The sequence below is a fragment of the Microbacterium testaceum genome (assembly GCF_020781835.1).
In the GTDB taxonomy this organism is placed as follows: Bacteria; Actinomycetota; Actinomycetes; order Actinomycetales; family Microbacteriaceae; genus Microbacterium; species Microbacterium testaceum_H.
Genome location: NZ_JAJGNJ010000007.1, coordinates 1 through 21283, shown reverse-complemented (window position 1 = coordinate 21283; position 21283 = coordinate 1). Strand labels below are relative to the sequence as shown.

At 69.9% G+C, this 21283-nt stretch carries 25 protein-coding genes; 12 read left to right on the top strand and 13 right to left on the bottom strand.

What is annotated here, in order from left to right:
* The first annotated feature begins 117 nt into the window (after positions 1-117).
* Together LL239_RS11255 and LL239_RS11250 are read left to right on the top strand one after the other, a co-directional pair.
* Positions 118-891, top strand: coding sequence for an isoprenyl transferase (locus LL239_RS11255; RefSeq protein WP_228163706.1), 774 nt, complete (start codon positions 118-120; stop codon positions 889-891).
* A 186-nt stretch (positions 892-1077) separates the two neighbouring features.
* Entirely contained in the window at positions 1078-2445 is a 1368-nt protein-coding gene (locus LL239_RS11250; RefSeq protein WP_374197631.1) for a PhoH family protein, read from the top strand.
* A gap of 293 nt (positions 2446-2738) precedes the next feature.
* On the opposite strand, the gene LL239_RS11245 is transcribed toward LL239_RS11250, so the two are convergent.
* Genes LL239_RS11245 through xseA form a run of 7 tightly spaced genes read right to left on the bottom strand, consistent with a single transcriptional unit; the run spans position 2739 to position 9116 of the window.
* Entirely contained in the window at positions 2739-3395 is a 657-nt protein-coding gene (locus LL239_RS11245; RefSeq protein ID WP_228163533.1) for a response regulator transcription factor, read from the bottom strand.
* The gene (locus tag LL239_RS11240) at positions 3392-4807 is read right to left on the bottom strand and encodes a sensor histidine kinase (RefSeq protein ID WP_228163532.1); all 1416 of its coding nucleotides are present in this window, start codon (positions 4805-4807) and stop codon (positions 3392-3394) included. The genes LL239_RS11245 and LL239_RS11240 overlap by 4 nt, the downstream gene beginning before the upstream one ends.
* Positions 4808-4846: 39 nt before the next feature.
* Positions 4847-6241, bottom strand: coding sequence for a class II fumarate hydratase (locus LL239_RS11235; RefSeq protein WP_228163531.1), 1395 nt, complete (start codon positions 6239-6241; stop codon positions 4847-4849).
* A gap of 32 nt (positions 6242-6273) precedes the next feature.
* A complete protein-coding gene (locus tag LL239_RS11230; RefSeq protein ID WP_228163530.1) occupies positions 6274-6933 on the bottom strand; it encodes a carbonic anhydrase in 660 nt (219 codons plus the stop codon).
* Complete coding sequence (locus LL239_RS11225; protein ID WP_228163529.1) at positions 6930-7562, bottom strand: DUF4245 family protein; 633 nt, start codon at positions 7560-7562, stop codon at positions 6930-6932. The genes LL239_RS11230 and LL239_RS11225 overlap by 4 nt, the downstream gene beginning before the upstream one ends.
* Positions 7562-7801, bottom strand: coding sequence for an exodeoxyribonuclease VII small subunit (locus tag LL239_RS11220; RefSeq protein ID WP_374197630.1), 240 nt, complete (start codon positions 7799-7801; stop codon positions 7562-7564). Before LL239_RS11220 ends, LL239_RS11225 begins: the two co-directional genes overlap by 1 nt.
* A 1-nt stretch (position 7802) precedes the next feature.
* Positions 7803-9116 (bottom strand): exodeoxyribonuclease VII large subunit, encoded by a 1314-nt coding sequence (gene xseA / locus LL239_RS11215; RefSeq protein ID WP_228163527.1) that lies wholly within the window; start codon positions 9114-9116, stop codon positions 7803-7805.
* 90 nt (positions 9117-9206) lie between these two features.
* On the opposite strand from xseA, the gene LL239_RS11210 reads away from it, so the two are divergent.
* The 5 genes from LL239_RS11210 to LL239_RS11190 are packed head-to-tail and all read left to right on the top strand — an operon-like array spanning position 9207 to position 12604.
* A complete protein-coding gene (locus tag LL239_RS11210) occupies positions 9207-10247 on the top strand; it encodes a 4-hydroxy-3-methylbut-2-enyl diphosphate reductase (RefSeq protein ID WP_267189187.1) in 1041 nt (346 codons plus the stop codon).
* Positions 10244-10783, top strand: coding sequence for a DUF6264 family protein (locus LL239_RS11205; RefSeq protein WP_228163525.1), 540 nt, complete (start codon positions 10244-10246; stop codon positions 10781-10783). The genes LL239_RS11210 and LL239_RS11205 overlap by 4 nt, the downstream gene beginning before the upstream one ends.
* Positions 10784-10838: 55 nt before the next feature.
* Positions 10839-11342: a sigma-70 family RNA polymerase sigma factor gene (locus LL239_RS11200; protein WP_228163524.1), complete on the top strand. Its 504-nt coding sequence runs from the start codon at positions 10839-10841 to the stop codon at positions 11340-11342.
* A complete protein-coding gene (locus LL239_RS11195; protein WP_228163523.1) occupies positions 11339-12049 on the top strand; it encodes a zf-HC2 domain-containing protein in 711 nt (236 codons plus the stop codon). Before LL239_RS11200 ends, LL239_RS11195 begins: the two co-directional genes overlap by 4 nt.
* 9 nt (positions 12050-12058) lie before the next feature.
* Positions 12059-12604, top strand: coding sequence for an MOSC domain-containing protein (locus LL239_RS11190; protein ID WP_228163522.1), 546 nt, complete (start codon positions 12059-12061; stop codon positions 12602-12604).
* A gap of 112 nt (positions 12605-12716) precedes the next feature.
* On the opposite strand, the gene fbaA is transcribed toward LL239_RS11190, so the two are convergent.
* Positions 12717-13745, bottom strand: coding sequence for a class II fructose-bisphosphate aldolase (fbaA, locus tag LL239_RS11185; RefSeq protein WP_228163521.1), 1029 nt, complete (start codon positions 13743-13745; stop codon positions 12717-12719).
* A 179-nt stretch (positions 13746-13924) separates the two neighbouring features.
* Between fbaA and glpX the strand changes: the two genes are divergently transcribed.
* Both glpX and LL239_RS11175 read left to right on the top strand, forming a co-directional pair.
* Positions 13925-14914: a class II fructose-bisphosphatase gene (gene glpX / locus LL239_RS11180; RefSeq protein WP_228163520.1), complete on the top strand. Its 990-nt coding sequence runs from the start codon at positions 13925-13927 to the stop codon at positions 14912-14914.
* Between the two features lie 276 nt (positions 14915-15190).
* Positions 15191-15400, top strand: coding sequence for a UDP-N-acetylmuramyl pentapeptide phosphotransferase (locus LL239_RS11175; protein ID WP_228163519.1), 210 nt, complete (start codon positions 15191-15193; stop codon positions 15398-15400).
* A 13-nt stretch (positions 15401-15413) separates the two neighbouring features.
* Here LL239_RS11175 and LL239_RS11170 read toward each other — a convergent pair whose 3' ends face one another.
* Positions 15414-16736: a DNA recombination protein RmuC gene (locus LL239_RS11170; RefSeq protein WP_228163518.1), complete on the bottom strand. Its 1323-nt coding sequence runs from the start codon at positions 16734-16736 to the stop codon at positions 15414-15416.
* Positions 16737-16797: 61 nt separating this feature from the next.
* Positions 16798-17394 carry a 3'-5' exonuclease gene (locus LL239_RS11165; protein WP_228163517.1) on the bottom strand — a complete coding sequence of 199 codons (597 nt, stop codon included), beginning with the start codon at positions 17392-17394 and terminating at the stop codon, positions 16798-16800.
* Positions 17395-17568: 174 nt separating this feature from the next.
* Between LL239_RS11165 and LL239_RS11160 the strand changes: the two genes are divergently transcribed.
* Positions 17569-18318 carry a class I SAM-dependent methyltransferase gene (locus tag LL239_RS11160; RefSeq protein ID WP_228163516.1) on the top strand — a complete coding sequence of 250 codons (750 nt, stop codon included), beginning with the start codon at positions 17569-17571 and terminating at the stop codon, positions 18316-18318.
* A 75-nt stretch (positions 18319-18393) separates the two neighbouring features.
* Here the strand turns inward: LL239_RS11160 and LL239_RS11155 are convergent, their stop codons facing one another.
* The 3 genes from LL239_RS11155 to LL239_RS11145 are packed head-to-tail and all read right to left on the bottom strand — an operon-like array spanning position 18394 to position 20724.
* A complete protein-coding gene (locus LL239_RS11155) occupies positions 18394-19776 on the bottom strand; it encodes a recombinase family protein (protein ID WP_228163515.1) in 1383 nt (460 codons plus the stop codon).
* A 50-nt stretch (positions 19777-19826) separates the two neighbouring features.
* Positions 19827-20327 (bottom strand): ImmA/IrrE family metallo-endopeptidase, encoded by a 501-nt coding sequence (locus tag LL239_RS11150; RefSeq protein ID WP_228163514.1) that lies wholly within the window; start codon positions 20325-20327, stop codon positions 19827-19829.
* Between the two features lie 19 nt (positions 20328-20346).
* A complete protein-coding gene (locus tag LL239_RS11145) occupies positions 20347-20724 on the bottom strand; it encodes a helix-turn-helix domain-containing protein (protein WP_228163513.1) in 378 nt (125 codons plus the stop codon).
* Positions 20725-20800: 76 nt separating this feature from the next.
* Between LL239_RS11145 and LL239_RS11140 the strand changes: the two genes are divergently transcribed.
* Together LL239_RS11140 and LL239_RS11135 are read left to right on the top strand one after the other, a co-directional pair.
* Positions 20801-21088, top strand: coding sequence for a helix-turn-helix domain-containing protein (locus tag LL239_RS11140; RefSeq protein ID WP_228163512.1), 288 nt, complete (start codon positions 20801-20803; stop codon positions 21086-21088).
* Positions 21085-21222 (top strand): hypothetical protein, encoded by a 138-nt coding sequence (locus LL239_RS11135; RefSeq protein ID WP_228163511.1) that lies wholly within the window; start codon positions 21085-21087, stop codon positions 21220-21222. Before LL239_RS11140 ends, LL239_RS11135 begins: the two co-directional genes overlap by 4 nt.
* Positions 21223-21283 lie beyond the last annotated feature (61 nt).

The window sequence follows — 21283 nt, the reverse complement described above, 5'->3', positions numbered from 1 at the left end:
TACGTCTGCCCGCATACGTCGTCGGGTACATGCCGGGCCGGCGGCGGCTCCACGCTCGCCGACGCCGACGCACCGTGCGGTGGTGGCGCGACGCGGTAGCGTAGGCGGGTGGCGCGTGTGCGGAGGAATGAGGGGCGGGGTCCCCTCTACCGGCTGTACATCCAGCGCCTGCGTCGGCGCATGCCGACGACAGTCCCGCACCACGTCGCGATGATGATCGACGGCAATCGTCGCTGGGCCCGTCAGCTCGGTTTCGACAGCGCAGCGCACGGCCACCGTGCGGGGGCGGCGAAGATGCGCGAGTTCCTGCGGTGGTGCGACGATCTCGGGATCCGGGTCGTCTCCCTGTACCTGCTCTCGAACGACAACCTGCGCAAGCGCGACTCCCGCGAACTCGAGGACCTCATCGAGATCATCGCCGAACTCGCCCGCGAACTCTCGCACGAACCCGATTGGCGGGTTCAGCACGTCGGCCGCGCCGAGGATCTCCCGCCGGAGCTGGCGGAGGTGCTGCACGAGGTGACGGAGCGCACGCGGTCGCACACGGGGCTGCACGTCAACCTCGCCGTCGGCTACGGCGGTCGCAGCGAGATCGTCGACGCGGTGCGCAGCATCATCGCCAAGCACGACGAACAGGGCGGCTCGCTGGAAGAGCTCGCGGCCAGCCTCACCCCCGAGCAGATCGGGGAGCACCTGTACACCGGGGGTCAGGCCGACCCCGACCTCGTCATCCGGACCTCGGGCGAGCAGCGTCTCAGCGACTTCCTGCTCTGGCAGTCGGCGCACTCGGAGTTCTACTTCGTCGAGGCCCTCGGACCGGACCTGCGCGAGGTCGACTTCCTGCGCGCGATCCGCGACTTCGCGGCCCGCGACCGTCGGTTCGGCCAGTAGCCGCGTCGTCAGCGTTAACGTACTCGTCACTTTTCTGGGCGTGTTCGCGGCCTGTCCCGCGCGTGCGAGGCCTTACGGTGAGGTCATCGGGCACGGAGCCCGATCGAGTCGGCCTTCGGATCGCGACTCGTGGCCCACAGGTCGACTCGTGACAGCCGGGTGAGACACCCGGGTCGGGAGTGGGTTGTGACTGCACGAGCACCGTACGACCAGCGGAACGTCGTCGACAGCAGTGTTTCGGATTCGGATGCCTCAGCCGATCAGGCTCTGCGCACGTACGTTCTGGACACCTCCGTCCTGTTGAGCGATCCGCGGGCGTTCTTCCGCTTCGCCGAGCATTCGGTCGTGATCCCGGTCGTGGTGATCACCGAACTCGAGGGCAAACGCCACGACCCCGAGATCGGCTATTTCGCTCGTCAAGCGCTACGCCACCTCGACGAACTGCGCATCGAACACGGCCGCCTCGACTTCCCGGTGCCGGTCGGCACCGACGGCACCCTTCGGGTGGAGCTGAACAACACCGATCCTTCCGTGCTGCCGTCGGGCATGCGTCTGGGCGACAACGACAGCCGCATCCTCGCCGTGGCGATGAACATCGCGCGCGATGGCGCCGAGGTCACGGTCGTGTCCAAGGACCTCCCGATGCGGGTGAAGGCGTCGTCGCTCGGACTGTCGGCCGAGGAGTACCTCGCCGAGCAGGCGATGGACTCCGGGTGGACGGGGATCGCATCCATCGACGTCTCCGGCGACGACCTCAGCGACCTCTACGAGGCCGAGGTCGCGTCGAGCGATGACGTGCGGGGCCTGCCCGTCAACACGGGCCTGATCATCCACTCGGAGCGAGGCTCGGCACTCGGTCGCGTCACCGGCGACGGCGAGTTCCGGCTCGTCCGGGGCGATCGCGACGCCTTCGGCCTGCACGGGCGCTCCGCCGAGCAACGGATCGCGATCGACCTGCTGCTGGACCCGGAGGTGGGCATCGTCTCGCTGGGTGGGCGCGCCGGGACCGGCAAGTCCGCGCTCGCGCTGTGCGCGGCGCTCGAGGCGGTCCTGGAGCGCCAGCAGCAGAAGAAGATCATCGTCTTCCGTCCGTTGTTCGCCGTGGGCGGGCAGGAACTGGGGTACCTTCCGGGCGACCAGGCCGAGAAGATGAACCCCTGGGGTCAGGCCGTGTTCGACACCCTCGGATCGGTCGTGTCGGGCAACGTGCTCGAGGAGGTGCTCGCGCGCGGGCTCCTCGAGGTGCTGCCGCTCACGCACATCCGCGGCCGCTCGCTGCACGACGCGTTCGTGATCGTCGATGAGGCGCAGTCGCTGGAGCGCAACGTCCTGCTGACGGTGCTCAGTCGCATCGGGCAGAACTCCCGCGTCGTGCTGACCCACGACGTCGGGCAGCGCGACAACCTGCGGGTGGGGCGCCACGACGGCGTCGCGTCGGTCATCGAGACGTTGAAGGGCCACGCGCTGTTCGGTCACGTGACGCTGACCCGGTCCGAGCGCTCCGCCATCGCGGCCCTCGTGACGGACCTGCTGGAGGCCGGCGAGCTGTCCTGACGTTCTCCGAGGAGGGGCCGGGATGCCTGTCATCCCGGCCCCTTTCTGCCGCCCGAGGCGCAGATGAGAGCTTTCTCATCTGCGCCTCCTCGCTTTCTCACACGCAACCATCAGAGTTGAGGCAACGGCGAGGGAGACCTCGTCACCGCCTCGGCGGTTCCCCCCAATAAATGAAAACGAGATCGCTCCGACGAGCAGGTCACCGGCGTTTCGGGTACGTCGGAAGACCACCGCGGATCGTCTCCCCAGCCCCCGGTGTCCCCCCGCCGGGGGTTCTTGGGTTCTGGGAGCGGTTACTGCCAGCGGTAGCCCGCGCCGCGCACGGTCGAGATGCGTCCGGCGCCGAATTTCGCGCGCAGGTAGCGGACGTAGACATCGACGATGTTGGAGCCCGGATCGAAGTCCAGGCCCCAGACCCGGCTGAGCAGCTGCTCCCGGCTCAGCACCTGCCCGGCGTGACGGATGAACTCCTCGGCGAGCGCGAACTCCCGAGCGCTCAGATCGATCTCCCGCCCGCCGACGGAGGCGCGGCGGGTGTGGACATACAGCGACACATCGCCGTGGGCGATCGTGATGGTACCGAGCGACACGGGTTCCCGGAGGCGCGAACGCACGCGGGCGAGCAGCTCGTCGAACTTGAACGGCTTGGCGACGTAATCGTTCGCGCCTCCGTCCAGTCCCTCGACGGTGTCGCGCGTGCTGGTGCGAGCGGTCAGCATGATGACGGGGATGGACGATCCCTGACCTCGCAGGCTGTGAAGCACCTCGAACCCGTCCATGGTCGGAAGGCCCACGTCGAGCAGGACCAGGTCGACGTCGCCGGAGAGAGCGGTGTCGAGCGCCTCGGCCCCGTCGTCGACGATGAGTGTCTGGTAGCCGGCCGACTCCAGTCCCTTCGCCACGAACGCCGAGATGCGCTCCTCGTCTTCGGCGATGAGGATGCGGGTCATCCGGTGGCCTCTCTCTGCAGGACGACGTCGCCCGCGCGGACGGGCATCGGAAGGTCGGTCGGGGCGTGTGCACCGCCGAGCGGAATGCGGAGGGTGAGCGTCGCGCCTCCGCCGGGGGTGTCGGCGATGGTGCAGTGGCCCGCGTGCGCCTTGACGATGGCATCCACGATCGACAGGCCGAGACCGGAACCGTCGACGCCGCGCCGGGTGGACACACGGTCGAAGCGGCGGAACACGCGGTGCCGCGCGGCGGGAGGGATGCCGGGCCCGTGATCGCGCACCCAGAGGTCGACGACCGTGCCGTCGACGGAGCTGCCGATCTCGATCGGGCTTCCGGCCGGGGTGTACTTCGCGGCGTTGTCGGCCAACTGCAGCCAGGCCTGCACCAGCCGGTCGTGGTCGCCGACGAAACGGCCTCGGCCGCGGGCCTCGATCGTCCAGGTGTGCTCGGGGATCGCCGCGACGAGCTCGCCGACCCGATCGGTGAGCGCGCCGATGTCCACGACGCCCGACGAGAGGGATCCGGCCTCGACGTCGGCGAGTGCGTCGATGTCGTCGACGAGGCGCGAAAGCCGGTCGAGTTCGGAGATGCCCAGGTCGCGGGTCTCGGCGACGTCGTCGGGGTCGTTGGGATTCATCGTCTCGAGGTGGCCGCGGACGATCGTGATCGGGGTCTTCAGCTCGTGCCTGACGTCGTCGAGCAGCTGACGCTGCGCATCGACCGACATCGCGAGGCGGTCGAGCATGGAGTTGACGGACGCGGTCAGGCCGGCGATCTCATCGTCTCCGTCGGCCGAGAGGCGCGCGCCCAGGTCGGCGATCGTGATGGCGTCGGTGGTGTCACGGAGCTTGCGCAGCGGAGAGAACAGGCGGCCCGTGACGAACCAGCCGGCCACCCCCACGGCCAGGAGCACCCCCGCAGCCGCGATCGCGTAGGTGATCGTGGAGAGGGTGACCAGTTCCATTCGCTGATCGATCGAGATCGCCTGGACGATCGCGGCGTCGCCGTCCCACACGGCTGCGTAGAGCAGTGGACCGACGGCGCTGGAGAGTCGGCCGCGTGTCTCGCCCCGGTCGAGGGCGTCCCGGAGGTCGGTGAGGAAGGCTGCGTCATCGGCAAGGGGGAGTCCCGGCGGTGCGGGCGTGGTGGCGAGGACCCGCGTACCGCGCAGCGCCAGGGTGGCGTCGGTCCGACCGGGTACGGCGGCGTCGACGAGGTCAGCCGGCTCCTCGTCGCCGGTGGACACCGTCGACACGAAGCCGTCGAGCTGACGCTCGGCGTTGGCGAGCACACGCTCTCTCTGCACGAGGGCGGTCACGCCCCCGGCGATGACGAGGCCCAGCAGGACGACGCCGAGGATCGCCGCGAGGAGTCGCACGCGCGCCGAGAAGGGTCTCGTGCGGCGGATCATCCTCCGATTATGGCGTCCCCGGCGTCGTCGCGGTCGGACTCAGCCCGGGTGGGTCATCGACAGCAGGTCGAGCTTGGCATCCAGCACTTCTTCGGTGATCTCGCCGCGCTCGACATAGCCGAGGTCGATGACGGCCTCGCGGACCGTGATGCCCTTGGCCACGGAGTGCTTGGCGATCTTCGCCGCGGCCTCGTATCCGATGACCTTGTTCAGCGGCGTCACGATCGACGGCGACATGCCGGCGAACGCCTCGGCCCGAGCCACGTTCGCCTCGAGGCCGTCGATGGTCTTGTCGGCCAGCACACGCATGGCGTTCGAGAGCAGACGGATGGATTCGAGGAGGGCCGTGCCCATGACCGGAATGGCGACGTTGAGCTCGAACGAGCCCGAGGCGCCGGCCCAGGCGACCGTGGCGTCATTGCCGATGACGCGCGCGCACACCATGAGGGTGGCCTCGGGGACGACGGGGTTGACCTTGCCGGGCATGATCGAGGACCCCGGCTGCAGGTCGGGGATGTGGAGTTCGCCGAGACCGGTGTTGGGGCCGGAGCCCATCCATCGGATGTCGTTGTTGATCTTCGTCAGCGACACCGCGATGGTCCGAAGGGCACCGGATGCCTCGACGAGCCCGTCGCGGTTGGCCTGGGCCTCGAAGTGGTCCTTGGCCTCGCTGATGGGCAGCTCCGTCTCGGCGGCGAGCAGCTCGATGACCTTCTGCGGGAAGCCGAGCGGCGTGTTGATGCCGGTGCCCACGGCCGTCCCGCCGAGGGGCACTTCACCGACACGCGGCAGAACCGCCTGGACCCGCTCGATCCCGAGGCGCATCTGGCGGGCGTAGCCGCCGAACTCCTGACCGAGCGTGACGGGCGTGGCATCCATGAGGTGGGTGCGCCCCGACTTGACGATGCCCTTCCACGCCTCGGCCTTGGCCTCGAGCGCGACCGACAGGTGGTCGAGAGCCGGGATGAGGTCGTCGATGAGGGCCTGGGTCACGGCGATGTGCACCGAGGTCGGGAAGACGTCGTTCGACGACTGCGAGGCGTTGACGTGGTCGTTCGGGTGGACGGTCTCGCCCAGGATCCGGGTGGCGAGCGTGGCCAGCACCTCGTTCATGTTCATGTTCGAGGACGTGCCGCTGCCGGTCTGGTAGGTGTCGACCGGGAAATGCGCGTCGTGCGCCCCGGTGATGACCTCGTCGGCCGCCTGTGCGATCGCGTCCGCGATGCGCGGATCGAGAGTGCCCAGATCTTTGTTGGCTAGCGCGGCGGCCTTCTTGATGCGGGCGAGGGCGGCGATCTGCGTCGATTCCAGCCCCGAGCCCGAGATGGGGAAGTTCTCGACGGCGCGCTGCGTCTGCGCGGCGTAGAGGGCGTCCTTCGGCACCCGCACCTCACCCATGGTGTCGTGTTCGATGCGGTACTCGATGTCGGTCACGTCGTCGTTCCTCCAGATCGTTTCGTGCGGTGTCAGGCGGCGCGGGAGTCGTCCACGTCGCCCACGCTCACGACGGGGACGGCTTCCCCGTCGTCGAGTCGGTAGTTGGCGCCCACGACCGCGACGCGACCGTCGGCGACGGCCTCGGCGATGAGCTCGGAGGCGCGGAGCAGGTCGGCGACGGTGTGGCGCAGGTGCTCGCGGCCCACCAGTTCGGGATCGACGCGGTCGGTGACGCGGCCTGCCGCCGCCTCTTCGCGCTGCACCCTGCGCACGGCCGGCACGATGGGAGCGATCTGACGCCAGATGTAGGCGGGCAGCGTGGGGGCGTCGATGCCGGTGCTGTCGATCGCGGCCCCGACGGCGCCGCAGGCGTCGTGCGCGAGCACCACGATGAGGGGGACCTCGAGGACGCCGACGGCGTACTCGAGGCTGCCGATGACGGAGTCGGAGATGACCTGCCCGGCGTTGCGGACGACGAAGAGGTCGCCCAGGCCCTGGTCGAAGATGATCTCGGCGGCCAGGCGCGAATCGGAGCAGCCGAACAGGGCCGCGTTCGGACGCTGGTAGCTCGCCAGCTCGGTGCGACGCTCGACGTCCTGGCGGGGGTGCGCGGGCTCTCCCGAGACGAAGCGTCGATTGCCCTCGAGCATCTGGTTCCACACGGCACGGGGGGTCATGCGATCGCTCATGGGGCCTCTCTCAGTTCTCGGACCTGGGCGGTGACGGATGCCGCGGCGATCGCGGCGGTCTCGGGGCTGGCGTCTCCGTAGATGAGCACCTGGTCGGGACCGGCCGGAGTCGACAGCGCGTACGTGATGTTGCCGGCGCGCTCGGGGTCGCTCGGGCGGTAGACGTCCCACTCGATGCCGTCGATGTCGATCGTCTCGGTGGTGCGCGTCCCGCCGAGGATCTGCGCCACCCATTCCTCTCCGGTGTCGAGCCCCTGGGCGACGCGGACGAACCCGGACTCGCCCGACCGGACGTACACCATCGTCCACGCCTCGGTGCCGCCCTGGCCCTCGGTGGTGGCCTGGTTCACGCGCCAGCCCTCGGGGAGGGACGGAGACAGGGCTGGACGACCGAGGTCGTCGGACAGATCCGCGGCGAGAGCCGCGACGTCGGGCTGGGGACGCGGGGCCGGCTCGCCCCGCGGGACGGCGGCGATGACGACCAGCACGACGGCGACCGTGACCAGGAGCGCCGCGATGAGATTGCGGAACGTCTTGCTGGAGCGGTACCGCCGCGAGGACTCGGCCTTCCGTGCGGCGGTCTCCTCGGGCGTTTCGGGGCGACCGAGTTCGGCGACGATGCGGGCCATCAGGAGTCATCGCCCTCGCCGCGGGCGGCATCCAGCCGACGCTTCGCGCCGAGCAACCACTCCTCGCAGCGGGCGGACAGCTGCTCGCCGCGTTCCCACAGCGCCAGGGACTCCTCGAGAGTGGGAGCGCCCTGCTCGAGTTCGGCGACCACGCGGACGAGCTCGTCCCGGGCCTGCTCGAACGACAGGGACGCCACGTCGGCGGAGGAGCCGGAGGGCGTCGCGGTCATGGCATCCATCTTAGGTGGGCTCGACGGACGCGCCGCCGTCGGCGGGGGAGTCGGTGACCCCGAGCGGGCCTGTGGAGGAGGCGCCGAAAGCGCCCTCGGCGACGGTGACGACCAGACGCGCGCCCGCGCGAGCCTGCCTCGCGTCACGGACGATGCCCCCGCCCTCGACCTGGGCGATGGCGTAGCCGCGCGCGAGCGTCGCCTCGGGCGAGAGCGCGCGCAGGGAGGCGCGCAGCTCGCGTGTGCGCCGTTCCTCGCCCTGCAGGCGGCGGTCGACGATGTCGCGTCCGCGGGTGGCGAGCATCCAGACGTCCTGGGCGCGGGAGGTGAGCATCGCGTGCGGCGTCCGTAGCGCCGGACGCGACCGCAGCTGCTCGAGCTGTGCGATGTCGTGCAGCACGCGCTGTGTGAGTCGGCCGGTCAGGCGCGCCCGCAACTGCGCCACGATCGCGCGCTGCTCGCTGACGTCGGGCACGACGCGCTTCGCGGCATCCGTCGGGGTGGACGCGCGCACGTCGGCGACGTCGTCGAGCAGGGGGCGGTCGTTCTCGTGACCGATGGCGCTGACGATCGGGGTGGATGCCGCGGCCACCGCTCGCACGAGACGTTCGTCGCTGAAGCCCAGCAAGGTCTGCGGATCCCCACCGCCGCGGGCGATGACGATGACGTCGACCTCCGGGTCGGCGTCGAGCGCCTTCAGGGCCGCGAGGGTCTCGGGAACGCACCGGTCGCCCTGCACGGCGGCGTAGCGGGTGCGGAAGCGCACCTGCGGCCAGCGCAGTTCGGCGTTGCGGTGCACGTCCTTCTCGGCATCCGAGTTCTCGCCGGTGATGAGGCCGATGCAGTGGGGAAGGAACGGCAGGTTCTTCTTCCGGACCGGGTCGAACAAGCCCTCGGAGCGCAGTTGCGCGCGCAGCCGCTCGAGACGTTCGAGCTGCTCGCCGAGCCCCACGTGCCGCATCGCCGACACCGCGAACGAGAAATCGCCCGTGCGGGGGAAGTAGTCGGCCTTGACGCACGCGACGACATGGTCGCCGACCTGGAAATCCTTCGGCAGCCGCGCGAGGGTGCTCGACCAGATGCGGAACGCGACGGTCGACTCGGTGCCGAGGTCTTTGAGGCGACCGAAGACGTTGCCGCCGCGCCGGTTGAACGACGTGATCTCGCCCTCGACCCAGACGGACCCCCACCGCTCGATGAACCCGCGGATCGTCTCGTTCAGGCGCGACACCGACGTCGGCGCGTCGGTGCGCGACTCGCGCGGGTGGACGGAGTCGGCCGGGGGCGCCTGGCCCTCGACGGCTTCTGGTCGGAAGGAGGTCATGCTCTCTCGTGGGGGGTCGGTGGTGGGCGGTTCGGCCGTCGTCCAGGGGTGCCCCGGTAGAATCGAGGGGTGAGCACACCTGCCGTCCACCTGCCCGTTCCCCGGATCCCGGGTCGACGCGGGCGGCTCCAGGATATCCCCGTCCACGGACAGAAGAAGGTGCTGCTCGCGGCGCCCCGCGGCTACTGCGCGGGCGTCGACCGGGCGGTCATCGCCGTCGAGAAGGCACTCGAGCGCTACGGCGCGCCGGTGTACGTGCGCAAGCAGATCGTGCACAACATCCACGTCGTCACCGAGCTCGAGAAGAAGGGGGCGATCTTCGTCGACGAGGTCGACGAGGTGCCCGAGGGCTCGCACGTCGTCTTCAGCGCCCACGGAGTCTCGCCCGCCGTCGTGTCCGCGGCATCCGATCGTCATCTCCAGGCGATCGACGCGACGTGCCCGCTCGTGACGAAGGTGCACCGCGAGGCCGTGCGTTTCGCGCGGGACGACTTCGAGATCCTGCTGATCGGTCACGACGGGCACGAGGAGGTCGAGGGGACGGCCGGTGAGGCGCCCGAGCACGTCACCGTCGTCAACTCGCCCGAGCACGCCGACACCGTCGAGGTGCGCGACCCGTCCAAGGTCGTGTGGCTCTCGCAGACGACACTGTCCGTCGACGAGACGATGGAGACCGTCCGCCGTCTGCGTCTGCGCTTCCCCGAACTGCAGGATCCGCCGTCCGACGACATCTGCTACGCCACGCAGAACCGCCAGGTCGCGATCAAGAAGGTCGCGCGCGACGCCGATCTGGTCATCGTGGTCGGCTCGGCCAACTCCTCCAACAGCGTGCGCCTGGTCGAGGTCGCGCTCGAGCACGGCGCGAAGGCCGCCTACCGCGTCGACTACGTCGACGAGGTGCGTCAGGAGTGGCTCGAGGGCGTCGAGACGGTGGGCGTCACCAGCGGCGCCTCCGTGCCCGAGGTGCTCGTCACCGAGGTGCTCGAAGAGCTCGCCGGCGCCGGCTACCGCGACGTCGAAGAGGTGCGCACGGCCGAGGAGGACCTCATGTTCTCGCTTCCGAAGGAGTTGCGCCAGGATGCCTCGGGCAAGCGCGACCAGCGCGCCCTGGGCGGTCGGGGGCGCGCGTGAGCGACGGCGACGCGCGTCCGCGCCCGCAGTACGGCGAGTACGCCACGCCCGAGGAACAGCGTGCGCGGATCCAGCGGCCGGAGGTGACCGAGTCGCTCGAGGCCGGCGTGGCCCCGCCCGCCGAGCCCGACCCGGCCGCGGCGCCGACGCCTCGCGCCCGGGGGCCGTTGGCCGACCGGGTCGCGACCTTCGTGCTGCTGGCCTACGGTCTGATCTCTGCGGTCTCCACGATCGTGCAGCTGCTGGACTTCCCGGGGTACGCCGAGCGCGCCGCGCAGATCCTCGGCGTCGAGGCGACGTACACCGCGCTGTCGGCGGGTTACGTCTGGGGTGCCGCCGCGTCCGTGGTCTACGGCGTCGGCTACCTCCTCACCGCATGGCTGACCTGGCGGCGCCTGCGTCGCGGTCGCATCGCGTTCTGGGTCCCGCTCGTCGGCTTCGTCGCCACGACGCTGGTGGCGGGGGTCTGCATCACGATCGCCCTCACGGCCGACCCCGCTTTCCTCTCCGCCCTCACCGGCGCCGCCGCGAACTGAACCGAGCGGCTCGGCATCCCGTGTTCTCGTGAGAGAGACAGGAGAGGGTTCGGCGATGCGGGACGATCACGCCCAGCTGACGGCGCTGTACGACGCGCACGCCGCGCCGGTGTGGCGTTACGTCGTGAGCCTCACCGGCGACCATGCGGGGGCCGACGACGTCGTGCAGGAGACGCTCCTGCGTGCCTGGCGCACGCCGCGCGTGATGGCCGACGACCCGTCGACCCTGCGTTCGTGGATGTTCACGGTTGCCCGCAACCTCGTCATCGATGACGCCCGCAGCGCGCGCCGGCGTCATGAGTTCCCGGTCGACGAGCTTCCCGAGACCACCGGCGGCGACGACACGGATGCCATGTTCGATGCGCTCCTCGTGGAGGAGGCGTTGGCGTCGCTGACGCCCGACCACCGCGCGGTCATCGTCACGGCGTACTACGGCGGCCGCAGCGTCGCACAGGCGGCGGAGGAGCTGGGCATCCCGGCCGGGACGGTGAAGTCGCGCCTGCACTACGCCGTTCGCGCGTTGCGGCTCGCGCTGCAGGAGAGAGGGGTGACGCGATGACCTCCGGGCATGAGAGGTTCGCCACCTGGGACGGCGCCTACGTCCTCGGCGCGCTGTCGGCGGCGGACCGCGCCGAGTATGAGCGTCATCTCGACGACTGCGCGTCGTGTCGCGCGGCCGTGTCCGAGTTGGCTCCCACGGCCGGGCTGCTGTCGCGGTTGTCGCCGGAGCGGGCCCGCGCGATCGATGCATCCGACCCCGCCCGCGCCGCAGAGCCCCTCGCGCCCGGGCCGGCGCTGCGTGGACGGATCGTGCACACCGCGCGTCGTCGACGTCGGCGTGCCGTCGCGCTGTGGGTGGGTGCAGCGGCCGCCGCTGCGCTGGTGATCGCGGTACCGAGCGTCCTCGCGCTGACGACGACCCCGACCGACACCGCCGGTGTCGTGTACGCCCTCGACGACGTGGCCGGCGCGCCGTTGGAGGCGTCCGTGAGGCTCACCCCGGTCGATTGGGGAACCCGCATCGACCTCGTCTGCGAGTACACCGGTGAAGTGCTCGACGCGCCGCCGGGCGGATGGCCCTACGCCCTCGCCGTCACCGACGACTCCGGCGCCACGACGATGCTCTCGACGTGGCGTGCCGGCCCCGGCTCCACGACGGAGCTCAGTGCGGGCACGGACGTGTCGGCATCCCGCATCGACGCGATCGAGATCCGCACCGTCGAGGGCGACCGCGTCGTCATGCGCCGCGACTTCGATACGCCGTAGCATCGACGGATGCCGAGCCTTCTCGCCGTCTGCGCCGTTCACGCCCTGCGCCCGGACTCCGGGTCCGTCGGCGTGACCGCGATCGACAAGCGCGCCCTGGAGGGCGCGGTGCGCGTCGGACCGCTGGGGGTGCGCTCCGATGTCCAAGCGAGCCGCAAGCACCACGGCGGCCCCGACAAAGCGGTGTACGCCTACGCGCAGGACGACGCGGAATTCTGGGAGCGCGAACTGGGCCGCGCACTGGCGCCGGGCTGGTTCGGGGAGAATCTGCGCCTGGAGGGCCTCGACGTCAACGCGGCACGCATCGGTGAGGTGTGGCGCATCGGTGACACGGTCGAGCTCGAGGTGACGATGCCGCGTACCCCGTGCGCCACGTTCGCGCGCTGGGTCGGTGGCGCGGCCGCACGCGGTTGGGTCAAACGCTTCTCGGACGAGGGCCGCCTCGGTGCCTACCTGCGGGTGCGTCGCGCCGGTGAGGTGCGCGCGGGAGACCCCGTCACGGTCCTCTCCTCGCCCTCCTCGGCGCCCACGGTGCTGGAGATGTATCGCGCGTGACCCGCGCGGGGGTCGGCGCCCGGTTCTCGTGTGAGTGCGGGCGTCGACATCGGTAGCCGGATGCCGGAACGCACGAACGCCCCGGCCGGAGCCGGGGCGTTCGGAGGGACCGTCAGCCCTGCGACTTGCCGAAGGAGCCGAGCTGCTTCGTCGCCTCGACGACGCGGACAGCCATCGCCGACTCGGCGATCTTGCCCCACGCGCGCGGGTCGTACTGCTTCTTGTTCCCGACCTCGCCGTCGACCTTGAGCACGCCGTCGTAGTTGGAGAACATGTAGCCCGCGATGGAGCGGGTGAAGGCGTACTGGGTGTCGGTGTCGATGTTCATCTTCACGACGCCGTTGGACACGGCCAGCGCGATCTCCTCGTCGGTCGAGCCGCTGCCGCCGTGGAAGACCAGGTCGAGGGGCTTGGGGCCGGTGCCGAACTTGGCGGCGATGCCCTCCTGGATCTCGCCCAGGAGTTCGGGACGCAGCTTCACGCCGCCGGGCTTGTAGACGCCGTGCACGTTGCCGAACGTCAGGGCCGAGATGTAGCGCCCGTTCTCACCGAGACCGAGACGCTCGACGGCCTTGGTGACGTCGGCGACCGTCGTGTAGAGCGCCTCGTTGGAGCCCTCGTGAGCGACACCGTCCTCTTCGCCGCCGACCACGCCGACCTCGATCTCGAGGATCGCGTTGATGTTCTTCATGCGGGGGAGGAGCTCGGCGGCGATGTCGATGTTCTCGTCGAGCGGCACGGCGGAGCCGTCCCACATGTGCGACTGGAAGATCGGGTTGCGGCCGGCCTTGACCTCTTCTTCGGACGCCTCGAGAAGCGGCAGCACGAAGCCGGGGAGGGCGTCCTTCGGGCAGTGGTCGGTGTGGAGCGCGACCGTGATGGGGTAGTTCTTGGCGACCTCGGTCACGTACTTCGCGAAGGCGAGCGCACCGGTCGCACGAGCCTTGACGGTGTGGCCCGCGAAGTAGTCGGCGCCGCCGGTGGTGACCTGCAGGATGCCGTCCGAGCCGGCCTCGGTCAGGCCCTGGAGCACGGCGTTGATGGTCTGCGAGCTCGAGACGTTGATCGCGGGGTACGCGAAGCTGCCGGCCTTGGCGCGGTCCAGCATCTCGGCGTACTGCTCAGGGGTGGCGACGGGCATGGAGGTGCTCCTTGGTCGTGACGGGGACACCGTCACTCTAGCGAAGGCACCGGATCGTGACGGGGTCGGCGGGCGAGGAAGTGGGCGGTTCTCCTCTGGTGTTAAGAATCGCATTTCCTTCGCGCTGCGAGAAGGCAAATCGGGCGAATGTCACGGAGCCGCTGGTTACAGTGGGCCCTATGGTGAGCCTGACATCCGACATGAGTCCTCTGCATCCCGATCGGAATCTGGCTCTGGAGCTGGTGAGGGCGACCGAGGCCGCCGCGATCCGCGCGGTGCCCTTCATCGGGCGTGGCGCGAAAGAAGCCGCAGACGGCGCCGCCGTCGATGCGATGCGCGCCTTCTTCAGCACCGTGAACTTCGACGGCACGATCGTCATCGGCGAGGGCGAGAAGGACAATGCCCCGATGCTCTACAACGGCGAGCGCGTCGGCAGCGGCCGGGGCCCGCAGTGCGATGTCGCCGTCGACCCGATCGACGGTACGTCCCTGACGGCCGCGGGCCGCCAGAACGCCCTCTCGGTGATCGCGGTGTCCGACCACGGATCGATGCTGGATGCCTCGAGCGTCTTCTACATGGACAAGCTCGTCACCGGCCCCGCCGGTGTGGGCGTCGTCGACATCCGCCTCCCCATCGGAGAGAACATCCGTCTCCTGGCGAAGGCGCTCGGTAAGCCGGTCGACGAGATCGTCGTGTCGGTGCTGAACCGCCCGCGCCATGAGCAGCTCATCGCCGACATCCGCGAGGCCGGCGCCGGTACCCGCCTGATGAGCGACGGTGACGTGGCCGGCGGCATCAATGCCGCCCGGCACAACGCCCGCACCGACATGTGCGTGGGTATCGGGGGAAGCCCCGAGGGCATCGTCACCGCGTGCGCGATCAAGGCGCTCGGCGGCCACATCCAGGGTGTCCTCGCGCCGCGGAACGACGACGAGAAGCAGAAGGGCCGCGACGCCGGGCTGAACGTCGACGGTGAGGTGTACGAGGCCGACGACCTGGTCAAGGGGAAGAACACGATCTTCGTCGCGACGGGCGTGACCGATGGACAGCTCGTGCAGGGCGTGCGGCGCGACGGCGACTTCATCTACACCGAGAGCGTCGTTCTGCGGGGCGCATCGGGCACGCTTCGCCGCATCTCGTCGGAGCACCTGACGTCGAAGTGGCTCTGATCGTCCGCTGACCGTGACGCCGCGCGGGATGCGAGTGCAGACCGCGCGACGTCGGCACGCTCACGGCTCCGGTGCGGCCCGCCGGGCGGCGTCGGCGCGCCCGAAGCCGCGCGGACGGATGCCCGCTAGCCGCAGCGGTGGGTGGCAGGGCATCCAGGTACAGCCGGGCGTGTCGTTGCGCAAGCGTGACTCCCCGCGGAGAGGGTCTCTGGCAGAATCGTGAGCAGTGTCAACGGCGACGCTGTGTTCTTCCGAGACCCGAAGGGGGATCGTTTCATGGCAGCTCCGACGAACTCGACCGCACCTCAGACGGGTGCACAGGCGGTCATCGCCAGCGCCGTCGACCCCGCGCGACGGCCTGACGTCCTCCTCCGCAAGCGTCGCGACGAGGGTCACGAGATCAGCGCCTGGTGGATGATCGGTGCTTTCGTGGCGGTCTCCGCCGCAGTGGTGAGCCTGCTCAGCTGGGTTCCCGGCGGGTCCTGAACCCCGCTCGCGCTCAGTCTTCCTGAGCCAGCCCCGCTCGACCGCGTACGGCACCCAGATCAGCGTGGGTGACAGCGCGCGGGTTCCCCTGATCGGATGTCGGATCGTCCTGACCGGCGCTTCCGAGCAGTTCCGGCGCCGTCCACCGTCGAGGCGAGGCCTCCAACGCCGCGGGTGCGGCGACGGCGTCGAGCTTCGTCTCGTCGATGCCGGGGAACTTCCGCGCCGTGACGAGCACGCGCGACTCGAGCGATCCGGCGAACTTGTTGTAGCTGTCGACGGTGCGCTCGAGCGCCCGTCGAAGGTCGCCCGCGTGACCGGCGAGCACGCCGACGCGTTCGTACAGTTCCGTGCCGAGGGTGAACAGCGCGCGTGCCTCGTCGGAGACGTCCTGCTGCGTCCAGGTGAAGGCGACCGTTTTCAGCACCGCCCACAGGTTCACCGGAGACGCCAACGCGACCCTGCGCGCGAAGGCGTACTCGAGGAGAGTGGGGTCATCATCGAGCGCCGCCGAGAGCAATGACTCGCTCGGCAGGAAACAGATGACGAACTCGGGGCTGCTCGTCAGCCCCGCCCAGTACGTCTTGCGAGCGAGGGCGTCGATGTGGGCACGGACCGCCCTGGTGTGCTTCGTCATCAGGGTCGCGCGCCGTGCGCCCTCTTCGCCGGCGGCCGTGACCGGGATCGCGCTGGCCTGGAGATAGGCGTCGAGGGGGACCTTGGCATCCACCGCCAACGCCTTGCCGCCCGGCAGCCGCACGACCATGTCGGGTCGGCCGGCGCCGGCGTCGGAGGAGATCGAGGACTGCAGGTCGAAGTCGACGTAGCGCGTGAGTCCCGCCGCTTCGACGACGCGGCGCAGCTGCGTCTCGCCCCACACGCCGCGCGTGCTGCCGGAGCGCATGGCCGATGCCAGCGCCTCGGTCGTCGCGCGCAGCGCCTCGTCGGCCTCGCGTGACAGCCGCAGCTGCTCGCCGAGCGCGGAGTACTGCTCGACCCGATCGCGCTCGAGGCCGTCGACCTTGCGCTGCATCGCGTCGAGGGTCTCGCGCACCGGGTCGAGCGCACGCAGGACCGTCTGTTCCCGGCGCTCGCGCTCCTCGCGGGCGGCCTGGTCGGCCCGGGTCTGGCCGACCAGGTCGCGGTACAGGAGGGTCTGGTGGTCGAGTTGCGCCTGGACTCCGGCTCGCGCGGCGTCGGCGGCGGCGACGCGCGCGGTGAGGTCGACGCGCGCGGCGGCAGCACGCGAGGTCGCCCGCGTGGCACCGAGGAACCAGCCGGCGCCGGCGCCGACGACGAGGGCGAGGACGGCGAGGATCAGGGCGATGGTGTCCATGGGCTCAGTGTGCCGCAGGCCTCCGACATGGCAGGGGAGCGCGAACCGGTACCGCGGCAGATCAGGCGACGGCGCGCTCGAACCGTGGCTCGACCGCGATCTGGGACACGCGCACGCCGAGGTGGTCGGCGAGGGAGAACACGTCGTCGGCGCCGGCGCGCCGCGCGCAGTCGATCGTGATCTCGGCGCAGGCGACGGCGTCCGCCAGGGCGTCGTGGTGGGTGAAGGGCGAGCACCCCGCCTCGGCGGCGACGAGGGGGAGTCGGTAGGAGTCGAGCGTGTAGGTCTTGCGTGACATCTGCACGCTGCAGAGATAGCGGTAGGGCGGACAGTCGTCGCCCGTCGCGGCGCACGCACGACGCAGGACCGACATGTCGAACCCGGCGTTGTGGGCGACGAGCACGTCGGCACCGGCGAACGCCGTCAGGCGGGCCAGCTGGGTGGTCCAGTCCGGGGCGTCGACGACGTCGGACGCGCGGATGCCGTGGATGCCCACGTTGATCGCGGCGAAGTGGTCGTGTCCGGCCGGCGGCTTGATCAGCCACGCGGCCGTGGCAACGACCCGGCCGTCGCGAACGCGGGCGAGACCCACCGCGCACGCGGACGCGCCGCTGGAGTTCGCCGTTTCGAAGTCGATCGCGGTGAAATCCAGAGCCACGGTCCCACCCTGCGCCGTGACGGCGGTGCCGTCGGGGAGGCGCGCCGGGTTCGGCCGCGAGCCGTCGGGCGGGGGTCGGTGAGGACACGCCGGGACGTGGCATCCGTCATCGGCGTGTCTCGTACGGACTCCGCGCGATGACATGCCCGCGCGGCCCCGGCGTAGGGTCGAGGCATGACGGAACGCCAGAAGTCGACGTCGTTCGGGCAGGCGGCCGCGGCCTATGAGTCGGGGCGGCCCGAGTATCCGAGCGACGCGGTCGCGTGGATGCTGGCGCCCGTCCGCGAGCCCGGGCGCGCGCTGCGCGTCGCCGACGTCGGGGCGGGAACGGGGAAGCTCACCCGTGCGGTCGTCGAACTCGGCGCCGACGTGGTGGCGATCGATCCGGATGCCGAGATGCTGGCCACCCTCCGCGAGAGCGTCCGCGGCGTCCCGACGTTCGCGGGGACCGCGGAGAGTCTGCTGCTCCCGGACTCGGCCCTGGACGCGGTCGTCATGGGCCAGGCGTGGCACTGGGTCGACCCGGATGCCGGCTCGCGCGAGATCGCGCGGGTGCTGCGCTCCGGTGGCGTGCTGGGGCTCGTGTGGAACATCCGCGACGCGAGCGTCGACTGGGTGCGTCGATTGACCGCTGCGATGGGCGGCTCCCACGCCGAGGTGCTGTTGGCGACCACAGGACCCCGCGTGGCGGCCCCGTTGGCAGACCTCGAGCACCGCTCCTGGAGGTGGAGCCGTCGCATCACCCTGGCGCAGTTGCGCGACCTCGTCTTCTCGCGCAGTGACGTCATCACCGCCAGCCCCGAGGACCGCGTGCGCATCGATGCCGAGGTGGACGGGGTCGTGGCATCCGTCCCCGGACTCGCCGACGGAGGATCGGTCGACCTGCCCTACGTCACCCACGCCTTCCGCGCTCGTCGCCCCTGACGCCGTGGGGGTGCCGCGGGCCGGGTAACCTGGACTCCCGTGGCTCTTACCATCGGAATCGTCCGATGACGCGTTCTAAGTACGTGGGAACGGCGAATCGATGACGATGCGCTGCGGTGCGTCACGGGGCTGGACGCGGATGCGGTCGACGAGCATTCGCATGGCTTGCCGCTTCTGCTCGACGGGCGTTGTCGACCAGCGTGCGATGAGGTCGCCGACGAAAGCGATTGGGCGCACGGTGGCCTGCGCTGAGGCGCGAGTGAGCTCAGCCTCGAGGTCGCACCGTTCGTGTTCGAGGCGAGTGCGCAACCGGTCGTAGGCGTCGCGAGGTATGAGGTCGTCGACGAACTTCGCTGTCGCGGAGTCGAGGCGCTCGTTTACGGATGCGATGCGTCGAGAGATCGCGGACACGGGGTCATCGACAACGCGCGGTCGCCGCGGCGCACTGCGCGCCTCGGCGTTGAGGTCGTCGCGCAGGGCGTCCAGCCATTGGAGGACGGCGGCCTCGACGACCTTCTCGGATAGCGACGCGTCTGGGTGCACGCCGTAGTGCTTCGATCGAAGGCACGCGTAGCGCCGGTCGCCGTGGTCGGTGCGGCCGTGCATCTTCGCGCCACAGTGGCACTCCATGAGGCCGGAGTAGGCGTAGGGGGATCGCTCCGCGCGCGGTCGACGTCGGCGCTCGGAGCGCGCGGCTTTGAATCGGGCCCAGTCGTCTTCGGTGATGACCGCGGGGTGCACGCCGGGGTGCAGCTCGCCGCGGAACAGGATGAGTCCGGCGCCGAAGCCGGAGTCCAGGAGGCGGAGCACTGCGGGCGTGTTCCATCGCGCGTAGCGTGCGTAGACGCCGTTCTCGTCAGGTCGCGCGTTCGGGTCGGTGAGTCGCAGGGCGATGTTCTGGGCGGACTCGCCAGAGGCGTAGGAGCGGTACATGTCTGCGAGGATCGGTCCTTCGATCGGGTCGATCTGGTAGCCGCCCTCGCGTGAGTAGGTGTAGCCGTAGTGGTGCTGGCCGTTGGGCGTGAGGCCGTGGCGGACGCGCCGTTCCTGGGTTTCCTTCCACGTCGCGCCGATCGACTCGGCCACGAACGCGGCGTGCTCCGCCATCATGCCGCGGCCAAAGCGCCCGGCGGGGGAGCGGTCGTTGGGCTCGGTCGCGGATTCGATGTAGCCGCCAGCGGTCTCGATGCGGTCGGTGGCGATCGCCCACCGGAGGCGATTGCGGGCGGTGCGGTCGATGCGCCAGACGAGTAGCACGTCGGCGCGGCGTGACTCGATGTGCTCGATTCCAGTGTCGAGGCGCGCCCACCAGGCGGACTTCTTGCGCGACCCGGACTCGTCGATGCCCTCGATCCATTCGATGATGTCGATGTGCTCGCGAGCGGCGTACTGCTCGATGGCGTAGCGCTGGTTCTCGGGGCTGATCATGCCGTCGCGCTCTTTCGAGACGCGCACCATAGCGACGCCGCGGCGGCGCGAGGGAACTGCGCGGAGGTGCGGCGCGGCCATCAGTAGCCCCGGATCATGCCTGCGCGGTGCAGCCGCATCCATGTGCGCATGATCTTCTCAGTGACGGACATCTCGAGCGCGACCACGGCGGGGTCGTCGGTGATGCCGTAGAACTGCTCCAGCCGCGAGGGGCGGATGAGGCGCTGAGCGGCGATGCGGTCGGCGCGCTCCTCCTGCAAGTCGTCGGTACCGACGTCGTCGTGCTCGAAGTGGACGATCTCGTGCGCGAGGGCGCAGCGCTCAACGGCGGCGTGGAGATTCGGGCGTACGAAGATCGCCTGGTGTGCAGAGGAGTAGGCGGCAACGACGTCGTCGGGCAGGTCGTCGCGGAACACGATCGGGAGGTCGAGGATCTCGGCGTGAGCCCAGGGGTCATAGTCGGAGACGCATGCGCTGTCCCCGCTGCCATCAACGCCGAACATCATGCGGAGTCCGTGGTGCGGTTCCGGCGCATCCGAGACTTCGATATCGTCCCAGTAGTCGTCGTACGCGCCCGTCATCGGTATCCCCATTCTCAGATCAGCCTTCTCCCCGCGATGGGTCGATCGGTGTGTTGTCGGTGCTGGCGGCGAGCTTCGTGGTATCTAGCTCAACCGTCTCGAGATCAGTGTGTGGTCGGCCTCCGACATTGCGACTCGGTAGGCGGATCAGGTTGGGCGATTCGGCCTCCGAGATGACGGCGCCGGCGGTGGTGCCCAGGGCAACTGCAATCTGGCCGACCTCTCCGACCGTCGCGGGCGGGGGCTCCTGTCGAAGGATGATGCCCAGGCGGTTTGCCGAGATGCCCGTGCGGGCAGCGAGATCGCGCCGACTCATGCCCGCACTCTCAACAAGCGAGGCGAGGATCTCGGCGATGCGGCGGTCAACGTCGAGAAGCACTTTTTGGGTTCTGGCCACGCCGAGAGTGTACCCATTTGGGTTCACTTTGTGAAGAGCACTTGCCTATGAACCCAAATCGGTTCATAGTGTCTGCATGCAACCGAACCGAAATGGGTTCACCGACTTGGATGCCGGTGTGGCCGCAGAGGTGCGATCAGACATCGCCCGCATGAAGAACGTGTCAGTGTCGAGCATCGCTGAGGCTCTCGGGATCCGGCGGGCGACGCTGTCCGCTCGCGTGAACGCACACGTACCGTTCGCGCCGTCGCTGCTGTCGGCAGTGGCGGCACACCTCGGCACGACGGCATCCGAGATCGTCGCCCGCGCCGAGCGCGCCTTAGCCGAGGGTGAGCGCGAGTCAGAAATGGCGCGCGCGTCATGACCCGCTCGATCCAGGACATGACACCGCAGCAGCGTCTGCGCGCCGCCGCCATCATCCTGCGGGACGCCGCCGAGAAGCAGGACGCCGAGGAAGCTGAGCGCGCCGCTCGCCAGGGGTTGGCGGTGGCATCATGACCACCCTCACTTCCTCCTGTGGATCGCGCCCCGCAGGTACTGACTCGTCCCGCCCGTTCGC